This window comes from Paracoccus spongiarum, assembly GCF_030732095.1.
GTDB lineage: Bacteria > Pseudomonadota > Alphaproteobacteria > Rhodobacterales > Rhodobacteraceae > Paracoccus > Paracoccus spongiarum.
This window is the reverse complement of record NZ_JAVAMQ010000010.1, coordinates 144,247-162,779: the sequence shown is the minus strand read 5'-3', so window position 1 is coordinate 162,779 and position 18,533 is coordinate 144,247. Positions and strand designations below refer to the sequence as shown.

Sequence of the window (18,533 nt, the reverse complement as noted above, 5' to 3'; positions counted from 1 at the left end):
GCGGCCAGCTTCAGGACGTCATAGACTTGGCGTATGGCACTGATAGCCGCATTCCAGTTGTCAGGTTCCATGAGATCCTTACCTTTCGTCATATGCATTGCGACTTGCCCAGCCGATTGAATATTCGCAGAACTTACCCGTCGATTGGCATCATTGCTCAACGGCGCGGTGATAAAGACGATGAAAGCAACGGGCGCCCGCTTAGGTTTGAGGCCAAAGACCTCTGTTGCACGCGCCTCTGGCGCAGCACGAAATCATTCAGCAGCCAGGGCTTGATCCGTTCGTCCAGCCGTGGCGGGCCGGGCGGGGCCTCGGGCAGCGCCTCGGTCACCTTGCGGACATGCAGGTGCAGATAGGCATAAAGCGCCGCGCCCAGGATCGGAGCGAAGACAAAGAAGGAGAATGTCGGGATCGAGACATTGACCAGCGGCAATTGCGTCTGCCGGCTGTCCACGAAGAAATCGACATCCTCGACCCCCAGCGTGGTGACCAGCGCGAAGGCCAGATAGGCCAGCAGCGCCAGCCAGTTCGTCCGCCCGGTCGCGGTCAGCGCGTCGATGCGGGCGATGGGGTCGATCTGCGCGGGCGGTGTCGGATCGGGCCGGCGCGCAGACCGGCGCCACAGCTGACGAAGATTGCGACGCGCGCGCGACATGGCACCACCCGACCTGACACTGGCAACCCCGCGATGCCAGCACGGATCACCCGGCCCCGGAACAGCCTCGCCCGCGCCCGCCGTTGCGCCGATCCGGTTAACGCAGCGTGCGCAAGCGGTGTACGCCCTGTGCACGCCCGGTGCCTGTCCGGTGCACCCGCTGTGCAGGCGGTTTTCGTGGCGGATCAACCGCTTGCCGAATCGCGACCCAGGCCTGCCACCACCCCGGACGCGCCGCGCCGGGGCTGTTGCGTTAACGCCGGTCCGGTCGGAAAACGGGGCTCAGCGCGGCCCGTACAGTGCCCGCGCCCGATCCTCGAAGGCGCGCACGATCCGCGACATCGCCTCGTGAAAGACGACCCCGATCAGCTTTTGCAGGATCGCGTTGCGGAACTCGAAATCAACGAAGAAATCAACGTGACAGCCGCCCTCGGGCCGGTCTGCAAAGGTCCAGCCGCTGCGCATGTGGCGAAACGGGCCGTCGAGGTATTCGGTGTCGATGCGCAGCCGCCCCCGGTCGTCCTCGGGCCACAGCACGACGCGGCTGCCAAAGCGTTCGCGGAAGACCTTGAAGCTGATGACCAGATCCGCCGCGACCTCCTCGGCCCCGTCCGCCCGCCGCGTGCGCGCCCGCACCCGCGCCGCGCTGTTCCACGGTAGAAACTGCGGATAACTTTCGATATCCGCCACAAGATCGTACATCTGGCGGGCGGTATAGGGCAGGTTTCGGCTGTCCTGGTGATGCGGCAAGGCGGTCTCTTGAGTCTGGTCGTGCCGGCATGGCATGTCTGCCCCGGGACATAGCAGGGCAAACACCCGATGAACAACCTGATCTGGCTGCTGCGCGCGTCGAAATGGGCCCGCAACCCGCCCTCGGCGCGCCGCGTCCGGCTGGTGCTGGCGATCGTCGCGCTGGCGATCGGGGTCGTCGTGCTGGAACGGCTGGGCTGGTGGCCGGACTGGGCGCGGCTGGAGGAAGGCCGCGCCGTCCGCCTGCCGCGCTGAGCCCCTTGGCCGTTCAGCCCCTCAGCCGCGCGCCGCCTGGAAGGTGTCGCACTGCGCCATGTCGCCCGAGCGGAAGCCGCGCATCAGCCATTCCTGCCGCTGCGCCGCGCTGCCGTGGGTAAAGCTGTCGGGCATCGGCGTGCGTCCGGCATTGGCCTGGATCACGTCGTCGCCGACCGCCTGCGCGGCCCGCTGCGCCTCTTGCAGGTCGCCCTCGTCGAGGGTGCCGAACATCTTCTCGGCGCCCCGCGCCCAGATGCCCGCATAGCAATCGGCCTGCAATTCGGTCAGCACCGACAGCTGGTTCGACTGCGCCTCGCCGGACCGCGACCGCGCGGCATTCACCTGGCCCAGAACCCCGGTCAGGTTCTGGACATGGTGGCCGATCTCATGCGCGATGACATAGGCATAGGCAAAATCGCCCCCCGCCCCCATCCGCTTTTCCATCATGTCGAAGAAGTCGGTGTCCAGATACACCTTGCGGTCATTCGGGCAGTAGAACGGCCCCATGGCCGCCGAGGCGCCGCCGCAGGCCGACTGCACCTGGCCGCGATACAGCACCAGGCTGGGCTTGACATAGTCCATGCCGGCCTGCTGCGGCAGGACCGCGCCCCACACCTCTTCGGTATCGGCCAGCACGACCGAGACGAATTCGCCATATTGCTTGTCGCGCTCGCTGAGCTCGACGGTGCCCTGCTGCTGGGGCTGACCCTGATCCAGTTCCTGCACCAGCGGCGAGATGTCCACGCCGAAGAAATAGCCGACCGCCAGCACCACCAGCATGCCCACGATGCCGATGCCGCCCGCGCCGGCGATACTGCGCCCGCGCCGATCCTCGATGTTGCTGCTTCCGCGCCTGCCCCGCCACTGCATCCCTTGCATTCCTCCGCAAAACATGGATTGCGCGCTGCCACCCGGCGCAGACGCGTTGTCGCCAGCATCCTGGCCACCGCCCATCCGGGCGTGCCATTGCGGATGAAATCATCACAGCGTCGCGACGGCAACGCAAGATGCTTGACCCGGCAAAATCGCCGGTCCATCCACGGCGGCGACATGACGAAGGGGCGGTGATGCTGCGCAGGCTTTACGACTGGACGATGGGGCTTGCCGGGCACCGCCACTCGATGTCGGCCCTGTTCGGGGTCAGCTTCATCGAAAGCTCGGTCTTTCCGATCCCGCCTGACGTGCTGATGATCCCGATGGTGCTGGCCCGGCGCGCACGGGCGATGGCCGTGGCGCTGGTGGCAACCGTGGGCTCGGTCCTGGGCGCGTTGCTGGGCTACTGGATCGGGGCGGCGCTGATGGACACGGTCGGCCAGTGGGTGCTGACGGCCTATGGCAAGCACGCGGCCTTCGACCAGCTTGCCGCCCGCTTCTCGGAATATGGCGGATGGGCGGTGCTGTTCGCGGCGCTGACCCCCTTTCCCTTCAAGGTCATCACGATCTTCTCGGGCGGCGTGGGCATGTCGCTGCCGCTGTTCGTGCTGACCTCGGTGATCGGCCGGGCGGCGCGGTTCTTCATCGTGGCGGGGCTGCTGTGGCGCTTTGGCCCGCCGATCCGCGACTTCATCGAACGCCGGCTGGGGCTGGTGTTCACGCTGTTCATGGCGGCGCTGATCGGCGGCTTCGCCGCGCTGAGGCTGCTGTGACCGCGCGGCGTCTCGCATTGCTGGCCGGGGCCGGATCGGCCGGCTTGCTGATCGCCGCCCTCGGGTTTCAGGCGGCCGGCTATGCGCCCTGCGAATTGTGCATCCTGCAACGCTGGCCGCATGTCGCGGCGGTGGTCGTCGCAGGCCTGGTCTGGCTGACCGGACGGGTGCGGGCGCTGGCGATGCTGGGCATGGTCGCGGCAGGCGCGGCGGCGGGGCTTGCGCTGTATCACGTGGGCGTCGAGCAGGCCTGGTGGGCCGGCCCCTCGCATTGTTCGGGTGGTGTGGGCGATGTGGCGCGGATGTCCCTGCAGGACCTGACCGAGCGTCTGAACGCCGCGCCGGTGGTGCGCTGCGACGAGATCGCCTGGAGCCTCCTGGGCCTGTCGATGGCGGGCTGGAACGCGCTCTGCTCGGCGGTGCTGGCCAGCCTCTGGGGACTGGCCGCGACGCGCGCCCGCTGAGGCCCGGCAGGGCCGAAAAAGCCGGGCACAAGATTGCCCCCACCAAGGCGGTCGGCTATACCGAAGCTCAACAAGATGTTGAGGAAATCCCGTGGCCGACACTCCCGAAGACGACCTGCCCGAAACCCCGGATTCGGGGGACGGCAGCGGCGCCGACCTGCGGAGCGTGATGGCGCATGACGGCCCGGTCATCGACATCAGTTCCGAGATGCGGACCTCGTATCTGGACTATGCGATGTCGGTCATCGTCAGCCGCGCGATCCCCGACCTGCGCGACGGGCTGAAGCCGGTGCATCGCCGCATCCTCTATGCGATGGACGAAAGCGGCAACACGCCCGACAAGCCCTATCGCAAGTCGGCCCGGCCGGTGGGCGACGTCATGGGGAAATACCACCCGCATGGCGACGCCGCGATCTATGACGCGCTGGTGCGGATGGCGCAGGATTTTTCCATGTCGCTGCCGCTGCTGGATGGGCAGGGCAATTTCGGCTCGATGGACGGCGACCCCCCGGCGGCGATGCGCTATACCGAAGTGCGCATGGACAAGCCGGCGAACTTCCTGCTGATGGACATCGACAAGGACACCGTCGATTTCCAGGACAATTACGACGGCAAGGACCGCGAGCCGACCGTCCTGCCGGCGCGCTTTCCCAACATGCTGGTCAACGGCGCGGGCGGCATCGCGGTCGGCATGGCAACCAACATCCCGCCGCACAATCTGGGCGAGGTCATCGACGCCACGCTGGAGCTGATCGCCAATCCCGACCTGCCGACCGAGCGCATCCTTGAGATCATTCCCGGCCCGGATTTCCCGACCGGGGCGCTGATCCTGGGCCGGTCCGGCGCCCGCAAGGCCTATCTGGAGGGGCGCGGCAGCGTCATCATCCGCGCAAGGACCCATATCGAAGAGCCGCGCAAGGACCGGTTCGCCATCGTGGTGGACGAGATCCCCTACCAGGTCAACAAGTCCACCCTGATCGAGCGGATCGCCGATCTGGCCAAGGAAAAGCGGGTCGAGGGGATCGCCTCGGTGCAGGACGAATCCGACCGGCAGGGCGTGCGCGTCGTGGTCGAATTGAAGCGCGATGCGACCCCGGACGTCGTGCTGAACCAGCTGTTCCGCTTTACCGCGCTGCAGACCACCTTCGGCTGCAACATGCTGGCGCTGAACGGCGGCCGGCCCGAGCAGCTGCCCTTGCGCGATTTCCTCACGCATTTCATCAGCTTCCGCGAAGAGGTCGTGGCGCGGCGCACGGCCTATGAACTGCGCAAGGCCCGCGAGCGCAGCCATGTGCTGTGCGGTCTTGCCGTTGCGGTCAGCAATGTGGACGAGGTGGTGGCCACCATCCGCAGCAGCGCCGATGCCGCCGAGGCCCGCGAAAGGCTGATGGAGCGCCGCTGGCCGGCGCATGACATCGCCGAATACCTGCAGCTGATCGACGATCCGCTGCATCCGATGAATGATGACGGCACCTACAACCTGTCGGAAACCCAGGCCCGCGCGATCCTGGACCTGCGGCTGCAACGGCTGACCCAGATCGGCGTCAAGGAAGTCACCGACGAGTTGCAGGGCCTGGCCGACGCGATCCGCGAATTCCTGGCCATCCTGGCCTCGCGCGACCGCATTCTGGGCATCATCAGCGACGAGTTGCGCGAGGTCCGCGACCTGTTCGCCGTGCCGCGCCGCACCGAGATCACCGACTGGTCCGGCGACATGATGGACGAGGACCTGATCGAGCGCGAGGACATGGTCGTGACCATCACCTCGGGCGGATATATCAAGCGCACCGCGCTGGCCGAGTTCCGCAGCCAGCGGCGCGGCGGCAAGGGCCTGTCCGGCATGGCCACCAAGGAAGACGACGTGGTGACCACCCTGTTCGTGGCCAACACCCATACCGAACTGCTGTTCTTCACCACCGACGGAATGGTCTATCGCCTCAAGACCTGGCGGCTGCCGCTTGGCGGCCGCACGGCCAAGGGCAAGGCGATCATCAACATCCTGCCGATCGAGCCCGGCGTGTCGATCGCCGCGCTGATGCCCGTGGACGCCCCGGAAACGGAATGGGAGGCCTACCAGGCCGTCTTCGCGACCTCCGAGGGCGACGTGCGGCGCAACGCGCTGTCGGATTTCACCAATGTGAAGTCCAACGGCAAGATCGCGATGAAGCTGCCCGAGGGCGTCAGCCTGATCGGCGTGCGCATGGCCACCGCCGATGACGACGTGATGCTGGTGACCGCGCAGGGCCGGGCGATCCGGTTCCCGACCCCGGCGGTGCGCGTCTTCAAGGGCCGCGATTCCACCGGCGTGCGCGGCATCCGTCTGGCGGCCGGCGACAGCGTGGTCAGCATGGCCGTGATCCGGCATTTCGAGGCCGATCCCGCCGAACGCGCCGCCTATCTGAAGATGCGCCGGGCGGTGGCCGGGGCGCTGGATGACGGTGCCGAGGCCGATGACGACGAAGAGGCCGTCGAGGCCGGCAGCATCACCCAGGAACGCTATGCGCAGATGTCGGCGGCCGAGGACCTGATCCTCACCATCACTGCCAGGGGCGCCGGCAAGATCAGCTCCAGCCATGATTACCCGGTGCGCGGGCGCGGCGGCCAGGGCGTCATGGCCATGGACCGGGCGATGCGCGGCGGGCCGCTGGTGGCCAGCTTCCCGGTCGAGATGGACGACCAGATCATGCTGGCCACCTCCACCGGCCAATCCATCCGCGTCCCGGTCGAGGGAATCAGCTTCCGCTCGCGCAGCGCGGGCGGCGTGCGGGTGTTCAACACCAGCACTGGCGAGGTGGTCGTGTCCGTGGCCCGGATCGCCGAACAGGGCGAGGCAGAACCCGGCGCGATCGCCGATGGCGACGATCCCGAAGAAGATAGCTGACGTCGGCGCGGGGGTCGGGCTATGCTCGGCCCCGCATCATCGGCACGAAGGCAGGTCAGGCATTGGACGGATCGGGTGAATCGGTACTGCGCGAACGGCTGCAGACAGGATTTCTGGGCATCATCGCCTTCGCGCTTCTGCTGTTCATGCTGGTGCAGGCGCGCTTCATCCTGATCTCGCTGGCCATCGCGATCATCCTGTTCTCGCTGACCTCGGACGCGATCTTCGCGATCTCGTCGCGGCTGAAGGTGCCGAACTGGCTGGCCACGACGCTGGCGCTGATCGGCATCGCGCTGGGGATCCTGTGGATCTCGACCACCATCGTGTCGCAGGTCAACGAGGTGGTGGTGACGGCGATCGCCTATGCCGAACAGGCCCAGGCGGCGCTGCCCAGCCTGACCGAATGGCTTGGCCCCGAGGCGCAGGAACGGCTGCTGACCGCGATCTCGAACGTCAACATCACCGGCTGGATCCGGTCGCTGGCCGGACAGGCCACGGGCATCCTGCAGGGCAGCGTGCTGGTGATCCTGTTCGTGGGCTTCATGTTCGCCGAACAGGTCTGGTTTCCCGCCAAGGTCGAGCGGCTGACCGAGGACGCCGGCAAGGCCGTGCAGGTGCGCCGCATCATCTCCTCGATCATGCACCGGGTGAACCGCTATCTGGTGGTCAAGGCCGGGGTCAGCGCGGTGACCGCCGCCGCCGTCTGGGCGATCTTCCGCATCGCCGGGCTGGAACTGGGCGGGCCGGTCGCGCTGCTGACCTTCGTGCTGAACTTCATCCCCTCGGTGGGCTCGATCATCGCGACCGGGATCACGGTCCTGCTGGTCTTCGTGCTCAGCGGCGACACCACCCTGACGCTGCTGGTCGGCGCCGCCTGCACGATGGTCCAGTTCGTGATAGGCAATGTGCTTGACCCGATGCTGCTGGGCCAGACGCTGCGCCTGTCCAGCTTCGGCATCATCCTCAGCCTGGCCTTCTGGGGCGCGGTCTGGGGCATTCCGGGGATGTTCCTCGCGGTGCCGATCATGGTGGCGCTGATGATCGTGTGCGCGCATATCCCCTGGCTGCGCCCGGTCGCGGTCATGCTGTCGCGCGAAGGACTGCCCGACGATGGCAGCAGCGACGACCAGCCGGCCCCGCCGCCCTCGCTGGCCGCCTGATCCGGGCGGGCCGTGGCCCGCCTAGCGGTCCCCGCCATCGCCATCCGCATCCGGCAGCCCCGTCTCGGCACCGTCGAAGGCGATGCGCGGGTCGTTGCGCGGCGGTTGGGCGGGCCGATCGTCGGGGCGGTGGTCGGGAATGTCGCCGTCGGGCCCGGGCGCGGCCCGCAGCGCCTCGGGGTTGCGCAGCCAGATGTCGCGCTGCGCGAAGGGGATCTCGATCTTCTCGGCGGCAAAGCGTTCGGCGATCTGGTGGCAGACCTCGGATGTCACGCCCAGCCCGCCGGTCACGTCGGACAACACGGCCCGGATCTCGAAGTCCAGCGCATCGGCCCCGAAGCCGCGGAACAGCACCGCGGGCGCCGGGTCCAGCGTCACGGTGGGCTGGTCGTCGATGATCTCGCGCAGGATGCGTTCGACCTTGCGGGTGTCGCTGCCATAGGCCACGCCGACCGGGATGATGATCCGGCCGACCTTGTTGTGCCGGGTCCAGTTGATGACCGGCTGGCTGATCAGGTCGCTGTTGGGCACGATCACCTCGGTCTTGTCGAAGGTCTCGACCTGGGTCGAGCGCACCGAGATGCGCTTGACGATGCCCTGCTGGCCGCCCGCGCTGATCCAGTCGCCGACGCTGACCGGACGCTCGATCAGCAGGATGATCCCCGACACGAAATTCGAGACGATGTTCTGCATCCCGAAGCCGATGCCCAGCGACAGTGCGCCCGCGACGATCGCCAGCGAACTGAGGTCGATGCCCGCCGAGGTGATCGCCAGCAGCACCGCGACGACCACGCCGAGATAGCCCAGCCCCGACACGACCGCGTTCTGGCCGCCCGCATCCAGCCGCGTCTTGGGCAGGATCGAGCCGCGGAACACGCCCTGGATGGCGCGGGTGACGAAATAGCCGATGCCGAAGACGATCAGGAATGTGACCACGCCGCCCGGCGAGATGGTCACCCCGCCCAGGCTGATGCCGTTCGAGAAGGTCGTCCAGATCTCGGACAGATCGGTTTCGCGCGCGCCCCAGATCAGCATGAACAGCGGGATCGAGGCGAGGATCAGCAGAAACCCGATCAGCAGCGGGGCCAGCCCCTCGCGCGCGCCTTCCTTGCCGCGCATCATCATGTTGAAGACGTCGGCGATGAAATCCTGCAACAGGATCAGCAGGCAGACCAGTGCCAGGGTCAGGATGCTGGGCCAGATCAGCATGTTGGCGAAGTTGACGAAGCCGACCGCCCCGACCAGCAGCGCCACGACGGCGACGATGCGAACCAGCAGCCCGGCGACCGCCAGGATCCGGTGGCGATAGGCCAGGTTGCGGCCTTCGCCCGCGCCTTTCAGGCTGCGCAGCGCCTTGCCCAGCCGGAACAGCGCCACCGCCGCAAGGATCAGGATGACGTAGTGACCGACCGAGATGGTCGCATCCGCCAGGTCCATCGGCACGCGGGTCACGCGATCGCCGATGCGTTCGTAAAGGCCCGACAGCGGCAGGGCGGCCCGCGACAACACATGGTGGACCGCAAAGATCACCGAAAGCGTGTTGACCATGCGCCGGGCCTTGTTGCGCGCGCCGTCCGCCATGTCCAGCGTGTCGTAGGTGATGGCGTGGCGCGGGAACATCTGCCGCGCCATCCAGGCGCCGCCGAACAGGATCACCCCGGCGCGCGGCAGCGCATCCAGGAACGGCGTGGTCCATTGCCCTGCAAGCCCGGTGGCCTTGATCGCGCTGATCGCCAGGTAGACCCCGATCATCGGAATCGCGATCTGGGCAAGCGAGACGATGAAGGCCACGACGGCGCGCGAGTAGTCCGAGGCCCGTGCCGACAGCCGCGAGGGCAGCGATTCGACCCAGATCCGCCCGAAGGTCAGCAGCACCAGCGCGGCCAGAAGATAGCCCGCGACATGCGGCAGGCGGGGCCGCAGCTGGGGCCATTCGGCGCTGTCGGCCAATTGCCCGACCTCGGCGGCGACACCATCGGCCAGCTTCAGCCCGTCGCTGGCCGCCACCGTCCAGCTCGACGGCAAGAGGGGCGAAGGCGACAGCCGCGCAAGCTGCAGCGCCTGCAGCGCGGCGGTCAGTTCGTCGACCCGCTTGATCAGGGCATCGGCCCGGCTGAACGCCTCGACCGCCTGCAGTCGCGGGGCCTGCAGGGTCGACAGCAGCTCGTTCAACTCGGCACGCCGAGCGGCCAGATCGGCGTCCTCGGTCTCGCCCTCGGCGGGCGCGGGCCCCAGCGCGTCGATCTGGTCCTTCACCGTCGCGATGCGGCTGCCATTGATGTTCTGCGCCGCCTGAAAGCGGCTGCGCCATTCGACCAGCCTGTCACGCATTGCCGTCAGGCGCTGGCTGTCGACGCCCGCCTCCTCGACAACATCCTCGGCCATGGTCGCGACGCGTTCCCAGGCCTGATAGTCCGGGGCATCGCTGTCCTGCGCGGCCAGCGGCGCGGCAAAAAGCAGAAGGACCGTCAGGATGACGGCGAAAAGGGATCGAAACATGGGCTGTCAGTCCTCGAAGACTTCGGGCAGGTCCGGGGCTTCGCGCGTCATCCAGCCGGGCACCGGCAAGCCCTTGGCGCGCAGGAAATCGGGGTTGAACAGCTTGGTCTGATAGCGGTTGCCGTAATCGCAGAGGATGGTGACGATGGTGTGGCCCGGCCCCATCTCGCGCGCCATGTGGATCGCGCCGGCGACATTGATCCCCGATGACCCGCCAAGGCACAACCCCTCGTGTTCAAGCAGGTCGAACACGATCGGCAGCGCCTCGCTGTCGGGAATGCGCCAGCTGAAATCGGGGGTGAAGCCCTCGAGGTTGGCGGTGATGCGCCCCTGCCCGATGCCCTCGGTGATCGAGGTGCCGGGGGCGTCGAATTCCCCGGTGGTGTAGAAGGAATGCAGTGCCGCCCCCTCGGGATCGGCCAGCCCGATCCTGACGCCACGCGGCTGCAGCGCCATCGCCACCCCGGCCAGCGTTCCGCCCGAGCCCACCGCGCAGACGAAGCCGTCGACCCGCCCGCCGGTCTGATCCCATATCTCGGGGCCGGTGGTTTCCAGATGCGCCTGCCGGTTCGCGACATTGTCGAACTGGTTGGCCCAGACGGCGCCGTTCGGTTCGGTCAGCGCAAGCGCCTCGGCCAGTCGGCCCGAATAGCGCACATAGTTGTTGGGATTGCGATAGGGCGCGGCCGGCACCTCGACGAGGGTTGCACCGGCAAGGCGCAGCATGTCCTTCTTTTCCTGGCTCTGCGTCTCGGGGATGACGATGACCGACCGGAAGCCCAGCGAGCCGCCCACCAGGGCCAGACCGATCCCGGTATTGCCCGCCGTCCCCTCGACGATCGTGCCGCCGGGCTTCAGCGCGCCGCGCGCGACGGCATCGCGGATGATGTAAAGGGCGGCACGATCCTTGACCGACTGCCCGGGGTTGAGGAATTCCGCCTTGCCGAGGATCTCGCAGCCGGTCATCTCGCTGGCGCGGTTCAGCCGGATCAGCGGCGTGTTGCCGATCGCGTCGGCCAGATCAGAACAGATTCGCATCGCGACCGGCCCTCCCTCGGGATGGTTTCAGTTTCCCGAATACCTACACATTGCCTGCCCGTGGGGGCAAGCCCGCCCCGCCCGGCACCCGGGCTCACGATCCCGCCAGTTCCCGCGCCATCTCGTCGGCGCGCAGGTCCAGCCACAGGGACAGCATCGCCAACGGGCCGTTGCTGATCTGCCCGTCCCGGACCATCCGCGAAAGCCGCGCGCGCGTCACAAGATGGCCGCGGATATCCTCGGCCTCGCCGTCCAGCCCGTGAATGCCCACGCTGCCATCCGGCAGGTCCGCCGCGCCCACGAAGAGATGGAGGTATTCGGTGATCGCGCCGGGGCTGGGATAGTGATTCACCGCGGGGAACATCCGGCCAAGGCGCAGATCGGCCTCTTCCAGCGCCTCGCGCCGGGCAGCGTCCTCGACGGTCTCGCCGGCGTCGATCCGGCCGGCGATCGGCTCCAGCAGCCAGGGCTGCGGATCGTGGCGCAGCGCCGGCGCAAAGCGGAACTGCTCGATCAGCAGCACCCGGTCGCGCTGCGGATCCCAGGGCAGCACGACGACCGCATCGCCCATCACGAAGCCCTCGCGCCGCACCCGCGCCGAAAAGCCGCCCTCATGGGTGCGGTGCGACAGATCCCAGGTCTCGACGGCAAAATAGCCGGCAAAGGGCGTCCGGCGGTCATGGCAAAGAACATCGCCCGCGCCGCGCCGCGCGACCAGGTCGCCCCCCGAGACCGGACCCGCCGCCGCCCGCATCCGGCTTTGCACCCAGACGCCGATCATCGGCAGGCGCGCGGCAAGCGTGGCCGGATCGGTGTCCTCGGGCGCGTCCAGAAGCTCTGCGGCGATGCCCGCCGCCAGATCGCCCTGCCAGCCCGAGGCGTCCGCTGCCTCCGATGCCCCGCCGGGCTGCACGCCCAGCAGGGGGCCCGCCTCGGTCTCGACCATCGCAAGCCCCATGACCGCCGCATATCGGCTCAGCCGCGGCGTGGCCGGGACCGGCACCGCCATGATGCCCGCGCCCTGCGCGCTCAGGACCGGCCAGCCGCCAGCCTCGATGCCCGCCATCCGCCCGCCATGCAGGCCGCCCGCCAGCCGCCGCCCAGCCTCTCCAGGCCTCAGCCCGATCGCGGCCATCATGCGCGGATCGGCCAGCGGCCCGGCCAGCAGCACCCGGCGGCTCAAAGCTCGCTCCCCTGCATCTGCGCCGCTGCCGCAAGGCCAAGGTCGCGCGAGGTCTGCAGAAAGATCGCGTCGAAGCCCTCGAACAGCAGGGCCGACAACGCCTGCCCCTCGGGGGAGCCGGCAAACCCGATGTAGCGATCCAGTTCGGCATCGCTCAGCGGCGAATAGGCCAACATGAGATAGGCCTCCATCCAGCCAAGGGTGGCGGCCCGGATCTCGGCCTCCTGCGACCAGGCATCGGCCAGCATCTGGTCCTCGGTCATCGGCATGTCGAAACCGCCCCCGTCCGAAAATCCGCGCGAAAAGGCCACAGCCGCGTTCAGGCCACCGGCGACGTTCGGGCCGATCAGGTCGGCCTCCTCGATCAGGCGTCCGATCCGTCCGACGCGCGGATCGTTCCGGCTGGCCGCGGTCGCGAAAGCCTCGCGCGCCAGCGCCTCGGCATCGGGATCAAGCATCGCCCGCCGCGCCGTCGTCTCGAGACCGACCAGCCGCCGGCCCAGATCAGTCTCGTAGAAATCAAGTGCCGCCTGAAGGCGCGCCTCCGGCACACCCGCGGCCGGACGCCGCAGCGCGGCGCGAAACAGCGCCTCCAGCCGCGCCGGCTCATGGATGCGGGCGACGCTGTCCAGCCAGCCAATCCCCGCGCCACCATCGCGCAGGGTGTCCAGCATGGTCCGCGCCTCGGCCAGCGCCTCGTCACGCAGGATGGGCATCAGCTCGGCCAGCCGCCGCACCCGCCACAGCCGCAGATCGACCTGCCCGGCCTTCGGGCCGGCCTTGGGAACGGGCGCCGACAACGGCGGTTCCTGCGCCGGGCCGGGCCCCGCACAAAGCACCAGAAGCCCCAGAAAAAGCGCCAGGCAGGACGTTCGGAACATGGCGGGCCCCCTTGCCTGCTGACGCGCTTTTTTCGGCGAAACCCCCTTGCACTTCAACCCCCACCTGTCTACATCCCCGCCTCACCACACCACAGCGCGGAGAGGTGCCGGAGTGGTCGAACGGGGCGGTCTCGAAAACCGTTGAGCCTGCAAGGGTTCCGTGGGTTCGAATCCCACCCTCTCCGCCACTTGCCGCCACGAAAGCGTTCTCCCGATCCGGCTGCGGCCGGATTTTTCCGTTGTTTTCGAGGGTTATGCGGGTGGGGCTGAGCACTGGCGCTGCCGCCAAAAGCCCCGGAAGCGGTCTCTCAGTGCCAATAGTCTCCGGACCTGATGACTGCACCAATTTGGTGAATAGCCTGTAAATATCTGCAATTTAACCGTATTTCTGACCGGCAGCCTGAACACTTCGACGCCAGTGGCACTCGCCGAGATGGAACAGAAATCGAACGTTCCCCATTGCGGCCGTTCGCTGCGCCTGCACAATTAACGTCCTTAACGTTCCAACGGGCGGACTGCCGACATGCGGCGATGCAGCGTCGCATCCGCGGCAATCTGGATAAGCCGACATTCAGGGACAGGGCGATAACTGGCGGGCGAGACCCGCAGGTCGGGCGGAAAGCCGTCTGACGGCAGTGCGGCACCGCACTCACAGCAAGCCCGCGAAAGAGGTCCTTCGCGCCCTTTGCAGCATGTGCTCTTTCATCCGCAAAGGAACGGACGGAAAGCCGATCGACATCGCTGCGGCACGGTTTTTGCAGCAAACATGAGAGATCAGTCATCGGCACAGACCGCCGAGGGAATCTCATTCGCAACTGATAGTTGCGCCATGGTAGGGGCTTCGTGTGAAATTTTACACTTGCACGGTCACTAAGCATTTGCGAAAGTTGAGATCTCTTAGCTGGGTTCTGTCAAGCAGGAACTCTATGCCGGGTGTTTAGCCAGGCTGAACTGAATTGTACGCTTTTGGGCGCCGACTTCGGCCTTCGAAGTCGAGCCCGGCTTCACTCGGCCTCGACTTCGAAGGCCGAAGTCGGCCGCTTAAGTAAGAGGAACTACAGTTGACGCACCCGATTATCGCAAAGGAAAATAGTTCCTTGCGTTCTCGGGTGCTGCGCCTTCTAAAAGAGGGTTATCTTTATCCCGGTCGAAGTAACATCATTTTTGTATGCGGTGGCAATGAGTCGAGCCAAATGCGGCCGAGGTTTATGTCCTATTGCGCAGAGGCCAAAGTCGAGTATCTGCTGTTTCAGCCCGAGTATGCTATCGACTATGCTCACTCCCTCAGTGATGATCCGTTTAACCTAAGTGCTTTCGAGAAAGTAATTGGAGAACTTTCGCTAGCTATAGTAATTTTTCCGGAGGCACCCGGCTCTTTTGCCGAGGCGGGATATTTTTCCGCATTTGATTCCTTGGCCAATAAGAGCATTCTTATTCTGGATCAAGATCGCCTCGACAAAGACTCTTTTCTTTCGCTGGGTCCCGCAAAGTTGATAGGCGACAAGACTAGATTTCACCCTCAAATCCAGATGTCATATGCAGCGCCTGATTTTTCCGGGATTATTTCAAGAATAAGGGAGCGAGGTCGCTTATCTAGGCGAAAATCTTTTCCGGACACATCATATTCAAAGACTGGCTACTTTGACAAATTTTCCATCGTTCATTGCATATATAATATCCTTGAAGTGGCGACGGTTGATGATGTCCTTTACATTTGTAGGGGGCTGTTCTCCGGGCGTGCAGACATAGGGGAGATTCGGGAGGTATCATCAATCCTCTTGGGCGCAGGGCTCATAAGGCCTCATGGCGATGCTGGGGAGTTTTCTTCAGAGCCAATAGATAGAATAAACTGCACTACACGAGATGGTTTCAATGAAGAGCGAAACTCCATAAAGGTGGAGGTAATGAGCCTTCTGGTGGATTCTGGAGCCCTACTACTGGGAGATGCCGCATATGTTGCGTGAGATCCTAGCAGAAAAATCTGGTATGTCGCCGGCTAGGATAGAGAGGCTTCAGCTAAACGCCTCGCGAATGTACAAAACCTACTCAATCCCGAAGAAGGATGGGTCGGATCGAGTTATTTCCCAGCCAACGCCGGAATTGAAAGCTGTTCAGAGATGGCTCGCCCGCGGCATATTTCAGCAGTTGCCGGTGAGTGCTTGTGCCACCGCCTACAAGGCAGGCGCATCAATCCGGAAGAATGCCGAAGCTCACGTTGCTTCAGCATTTACCATACATCTAGACTTCAAGGACTTCTTTCCTTCTTTCTCGCGTGATAATATCAGGAGTTTCCTGTCAGAGGCCACTAGATTAAGCCATGATGACATCTCATTTTGTTCGGACGTCGTCACCAGAAATGGCCACCTGACGATAGGGGCACCCTCGTCACCATCAGTAACGAACGCCTTAATGTTCTCATTTGATGCAGCAGTTAGCGAGTGGTGTGCACGCCGCGATCTTGCTTACACTAGGTATGCTGACGACATTAACATTTCCGCGAAGTCTTCGAACAGCCTGTCTGAGGTAGAGGTCTTTGTACGCGAGACAGCTAGATCCTTCAGGTATGCCAGTTTAACGATCAACGATAAGAAAACCGCCTATCTATCAAGAAAGTATAGGCGATCAATCACCGGCATAAACTTAACGCCAGAAGGCAGGATTTCGATTGGTCGAGGCAGAAAAAGAGAGATAAAATCGTTAGTGCATAGCTATACGATTGGTACGCTTCAAGCTGATCTGTTTTGGAAGCTCGGCGGGTTAATCGCATTCGCAAGTGACGTTGAACCTGCTTTCGTTGACTCTTTAAAGAGCAAGTATGGAGCGCGCGTAGTGGAGGAAATTTTACACCAAAGGACACCAAGAGGATTAAAGGAGGCAATTAAGTAGCGCTGTGTCACAGCCGCGGTTTTCGCTGTCGACCGCTTTGATGTCAGCTTCAGGTGATCGCGTTGTGCCCAATGCAATGTGCTCAGCCGGCCGCTTGGGATCGAGATTTACTTTGAGGCTAAGCTTAACGCATTCAAGACATCAACATCCCCGGCGAGGAACTGTGCTACTTCAAGACCCGTCCTCAATTCGGAAGCTCCGCCTTCAGGATGTTTTATCTTTGGAAGATTCGAAACTCTTCGGAACTCTGTGTCCAGTCCAAGAGTATTATCCCTCCACATAATCCCGCTTCCACCACTGGGCCAGGCGCACGTCGAGTCCAAGAGCAACGCTGTATCAAGATAGAAATTCGGGCCGGGAAGCCCACCACTGCGTCCAGAGCTTTCGGCAACATATGCCTTTGTGAAAGCAAAGTTCGCCTGAAGCTGAGGCACAACATCAAATGAGGGCCTAGCAGTGGACGCTTCCCGTATTGCTTGTTCAGCGGTCAGTTGCCCGTCACGGAAACGGTAAAGGATAGAGTTCACCTTGCTATGGTCGTTTTCGACTTTGGCCCTTCGCCCCCTCATCCGGAAACCACAGGCAACCACCATTCGAATCCCTGGATCTCCACGCTTGGCCTCAAGTTCGTTGATCGCGCTAAACAGTTCCCAGCTCCTTTCCAAAAAGTCGTGGCTTATGGAACGGCCCCGCAAGGACAGGTCTCGGTAGGCTGCGACGCCGTCGTTTATGACAAGACTTGGAAAATGTCGGTTGCTATGTTCTGCTACGACACGGTGAAACTCGCGCATTCGAATGATGCTGGTCTTTGCGCGTTCATCCAAGGGATTGAAGCCAGCCTCAGCTATTTTTCTCCCGTAGCCCAGTAGGTCTCCCCACGCAACAATCGAAACTTGAAACGGGAACCTATTTCCCTTGGCAACGGGAGGGTTGTTTTGGGGAACTTTGGTAGCCATGTGTCCAACGAGTCTTGAAACCTATTTGTGGTGCCTAAGCTATGACCGTAGGCGAGTGGTTAAGAGTCCGCTTTAGGAGGCCGCAGCTCAGAGGTCAGAAAGACACCGGACGACATTTTAGACCGTCAACTGATCGAGATGGATCAGCTGACGCAGTCTAGCTTATCTCTGCCAGTATCGATCACCTTGAGAAGTTGATCTACCTAGGACTGTTAGGCGCTTGGCAGACTTTTTCTCGCCGAAAGGAAAGCTCCTAGCGAACTCCAGGGCAGCTGCTTCGGTGGCAAAGGCGTATACCAAGCCCGGATTCCCAGTTGTGCTGAAGCTGCCCTTTCGCCAAGTGGCATAGCTCCATCCACTGTCGCCACGCCCGACAAGCCCGACCAAGGATGCGCTTCATCGTGTTCTCGGGTGCCACCAAAGGTCTCTGGAAGATGAATTTCTCTACTCATTTGGCCGGCCTTCCATGGATTTGTCAGCGTTGGATCGTTCTTGGGCAAGCACGTCAAATATGGTCATTTTTCCATTCCTTAGGCAAGCCTTGGGCAAGGTCGGCCCGGAAAATTCTGAATGATCTTCCGACGGACCGTCATCTCACGCAACCAGCGGCGACGACATGCTGCATTGTCGCCGCCCGAACGGCAACTATATGAAACGCCGCCACGCAGCATGGCTCAAGCTCGACTGGCTGCAAGGGGCCGTCCGGGAGAGCGTTGCCGCGCTTTGGCATCCCAAGCGGGTCGGCAGGATATGGCGCGTCCCGTCGGCTGGTGTCTCATTGCTCCTTCGCCCCCACGCCAAAATCTACCCAGCCCCGGCGAGGCAGTCGCAGCTTCACACCAAAGTTCCCCTGATCGTGCTGGTTCGTCCTCCAGCCGCCACGGATCTGAGCCTTGAGATCGGCCTCCTCGATGCCCTGCTGGCGCATCATCTCGCCGATCCGCTTCGCCTCGGCCGCTGGCAGGTATCCGACTGTCACGCCCTTGATTTCGACCTTGACCGCGTTCGGGTCATAGCTGTTCGCGGGATCGAGCGCGATGACGGCCGGGATCTCGAAGGCCTGGCTGTCGCGCTGGTAGCCTCCCGCCACCTTGGCCAGCGCGTCCTGATAGTTGCTTTCGCCGACCATGTTCGAGGGGAAGGTCTTGAGATTCGTGACGACGCTCCCGCGGCGTGCGTTGGCCTTCGCCGGCCGTGCCTTGGGCTCAGCCGCCGACGAGGAAGCGGGCGGTGCAGATCTGTTCTTGCCGCCGAACAGCGCTTTCAGAAGCCACAT

The 18,533-nt window shown here is 64.1% G+C and carries 16 protein-coding genes and 1 tRNA gene; 8 read left to right on the top strand and 9 right to left on the bottom strand.

The window, feature by feature from the left end; all coding sequences use genetic code 11:
* Positions 1-157: 157 nt before the first annotated feature.
* Positions 158-655, bottom strand: coding sequence for a hypothetical protein (locus tag Q5Y72_RS12510; protein WP_305963749.1), 498 nt, complete (start codon positions 653-655; stop codon positions 158-160).
* A gap of 282 nt (positions 656-937) precedes the next feature.
* Positions 938-1,405 carry a type II toxin-antitoxin system RatA family toxin gene (locus Q5Y72_RS12505; RefSeq protein WP_305963748.1) on the bottom strand — a complete coding sequence of 156 codons (468 nt, stop codon included), beginning with the start codon at positions 1,403-1,405 and terminating at the stop codon, positions 938-940.
* Between the two features lie 69 nt (positions 1,406-1,474).
* Between Q5Y72_RS12505 and Q5Y72_RS12500 the strand changes: the two genes are divergently transcribed.
* A complete protein-coding gene (locus Q5Y72_RS12500) occupies positions 1,475-1,660 on the top strand; it encodes a hypothetical protein (RefSeq protein WP_305963747.1) in 186 nt (61 codons plus the stop codon).
* Positions 1,661-1,681: 21 nt separating this feature from the next.
* Here Q5Y72_RS12500 and ypfJ read toward each other — a convergent pair whose 3' ends face one another.
* On the bottom strand, positions 1,682-2,533 hold the full coding sequence (gene ypfJ, locus Q5Y72_RS12495; RefSeq protein ID WP_305963746.1) for a KPN_02809 family neutral zinc metallopeptidase: 852 nt from the start codon (positions 2,531-2,533) through the stop codon (positions 1,682-1,684).
* Positions 2,534-2,730: 197 nt separating this feature from the next.
* Between ypfJ and Q5Y72_RS12490 the strand changes: the two genes are divergently transcribed.
* The 4 genes from Q5Y72_RS12490 to Q5Y72_RS12475 all read left to right on the top strand — a co-directional run bounded on the left by Q5Y72_RS12490 (position 2,731) and on the right by Q5Y72_RS12475 (position 7,814).
* Positions 2,731-3,309, top strand: a complete 579-nt coding sequence (locus Q5Y72_RS12490) for a YqaA family protein (protein WP_305963759.1) — start codon at positions 2,731-2,733, stop codon at positions 3,307-3,309.
* On the top strand, positions 3,306-3,773 hold the full coding sequence (locus Q5Y72_RS12485) for a disulfide bond formation protein B (RefSeq protein ID WP_305963745.1): 468 nt from the start codon (positions 3,306-3,308) through the stop codon (positions 3,771-3,773). The genes Q5Y72_RS12490 and Q5Y72_RS12485 overlap by 4 nt, the downstream gene beginning before the upstream one ends.
* Positions 3,774-3,942: 169 nt before the next feature.
* Positions 3,943-6,654 (top strand): DNA gyrase subunit A, encoded by a 2,712-nt coding sequence (gene gyrA / locus Q5Y72_RS12480; protein ID WP_305963758.1) that lies wholly within the window; start codon positions 3,943-3,945, stop codon positions 6,652-6,654.
* Positions 6,655-6,716: 62 nt separating this feature from the next.
* Complete coding sequence (locus tag Q5Y72_RS12475; protein ID WP_305963744.1) at positions 6,717-7,814, top strand: AI-2E family transporter; 1,098 nt, start codon at positions 6,717-6,719, stop codon at positions 7,812-7,814.
* 21 nt (positions 7,815-7,835) lie between these two features.
* On the opposite strand, the gene Q5Y72_RS12470 is transcribed toward Q5Y72_RS12475, so the two are convergent.
* The 4 genes from Q5Y72_RS12470 to Q5Y72_RS12455 all read right to left on the bottom strand — a co-directional run bounded on the left by Q5Y72_RS12470 (position 7,836) and on the right by Q5Y72_RS12455 (position 13,415).
* A complete protein-coding gene (locus tag Q5Y72_RS12470) occupies positions 7,836-10,313 on the bottom strand; it encodes a DUF3772 domain-containing protein (RefSeq protein WP_305963743.1) in 2,478 nt (825 codons plus the stop codon).
* A 6-nt stretch (positions 10,314-10,319) separates the two neighbouring features.
* Positions 10,320-11,351: a cysteine synthase A gene (locus tag Q5Y72_RS12465; RefSeq protein WP_305963742.1), complete on the bottom strand. Its 1,032-nt coding sequence runs from the start codon at positions 11,349-11,351 to the stop codon at positions 10,320-10,322.
* A gap of 94 nt (positions 11,352-11,445) precedes the next feature.
* The gene (locus Q5Y72_RS12460) at positions 11,446-12,534 is read right to left on the bottom strand and encodes an NUDIX domain-containing protein (RefSeq protein ID WP_305963741.1); all 1,089 of its coding nucleotides are present in this window, start codon (positions 12,532-12,534) and stop codon (positions 11,446-11,448) included.
* Positions 12,531-13,415 carry a DUF2059 domain-containing protein gene (locus Q5Y72_RS12455; protein ID WP_305963740.1) on the bottom strand — a complete coding sequence of 295 codons (885 nt, stop codon included), beginning with the start codon at positions 13,413-13,415 and terminating at the stop codon, positions 12,531-12,533. The genes Q5Y72_RS12460 and Q5Y72_RS12455 overlap by 4 nt, the downstream gene beginning before the upstream one ends.
* 98 nt (positions 13,416-13,513) lie before the next feature.
* Here Q5Y72_RS12455 and Q5Y72_RS12450 point away from each other — a divergent pair.
* From Q5Y72_RS12450 to Q5Y72_RS12440, 3 genes are all read left to right on the top strand, one after another.
* Positions 13,514-13,603 (top strand) — tRNA-Ser (locus tag Q5Y72_RS12450).
* Between the two features lie 921 nt (positions 13,604-14,524).
* The gene (locus Q5Y72_RS12445) at positions 14,525-15,379 is read left to right on the top strand and encodes a retron St85 family effector protein (protein WP_305963757.1); all 855 of its coding nucleotides are present in this window, start codon (positions 14,525-14,527) and stop codon (positions 15,377-15,379) included.
* Positions 15,369-16,301: a retron St85 family RNA-directed DNA polymerase gene (locus Q5Y72_RS12440; protein ID WP_305963739.1), complete on the top strand. Its 933-nt coding sequence runs from the start codon at positions 15,369-15,371 to the stop codon at positions 16,299-16,301. Before Q5Y72_RS12445 ends, Q5Y72_RS12440 begins: the two co-directional genes overlap by 11 nt.
* Before the next feature lie 107 nt (positions 16,302-16,408).
* Here Q5Y72_RS12440 and Q5Y72_RS12435 read toward each other — a convergent pair whose 3' ends face one another.
* Both Q5Y72_RS12435 and Q5Y72_RS12430 read right to left on the bottom strand, forming a co-directional pair.
* On the bottom strand, positions 16,409-17,257 hold the full coding sequence (locus tag Q5Y72_RS12435) for a hypothetical protein (protein WP_305963738.1): 849 nt from the start codon (positions 17,255-17,257) through the stop codon (positions 16,409-16,411).
* A gap of 775 nt (positions 17,258-18,032) precedes the next feature.
* Complete coding sequence (locus tag Q5Y72_RS12430) at positions 18,033-18,533, bottom strand: HIRAN domain-containing protein (RefSeq protein ID WP_305963737.1); 501 nt, start codon at positions 18,531-18,533, stop codon at positions 18,033-18,035.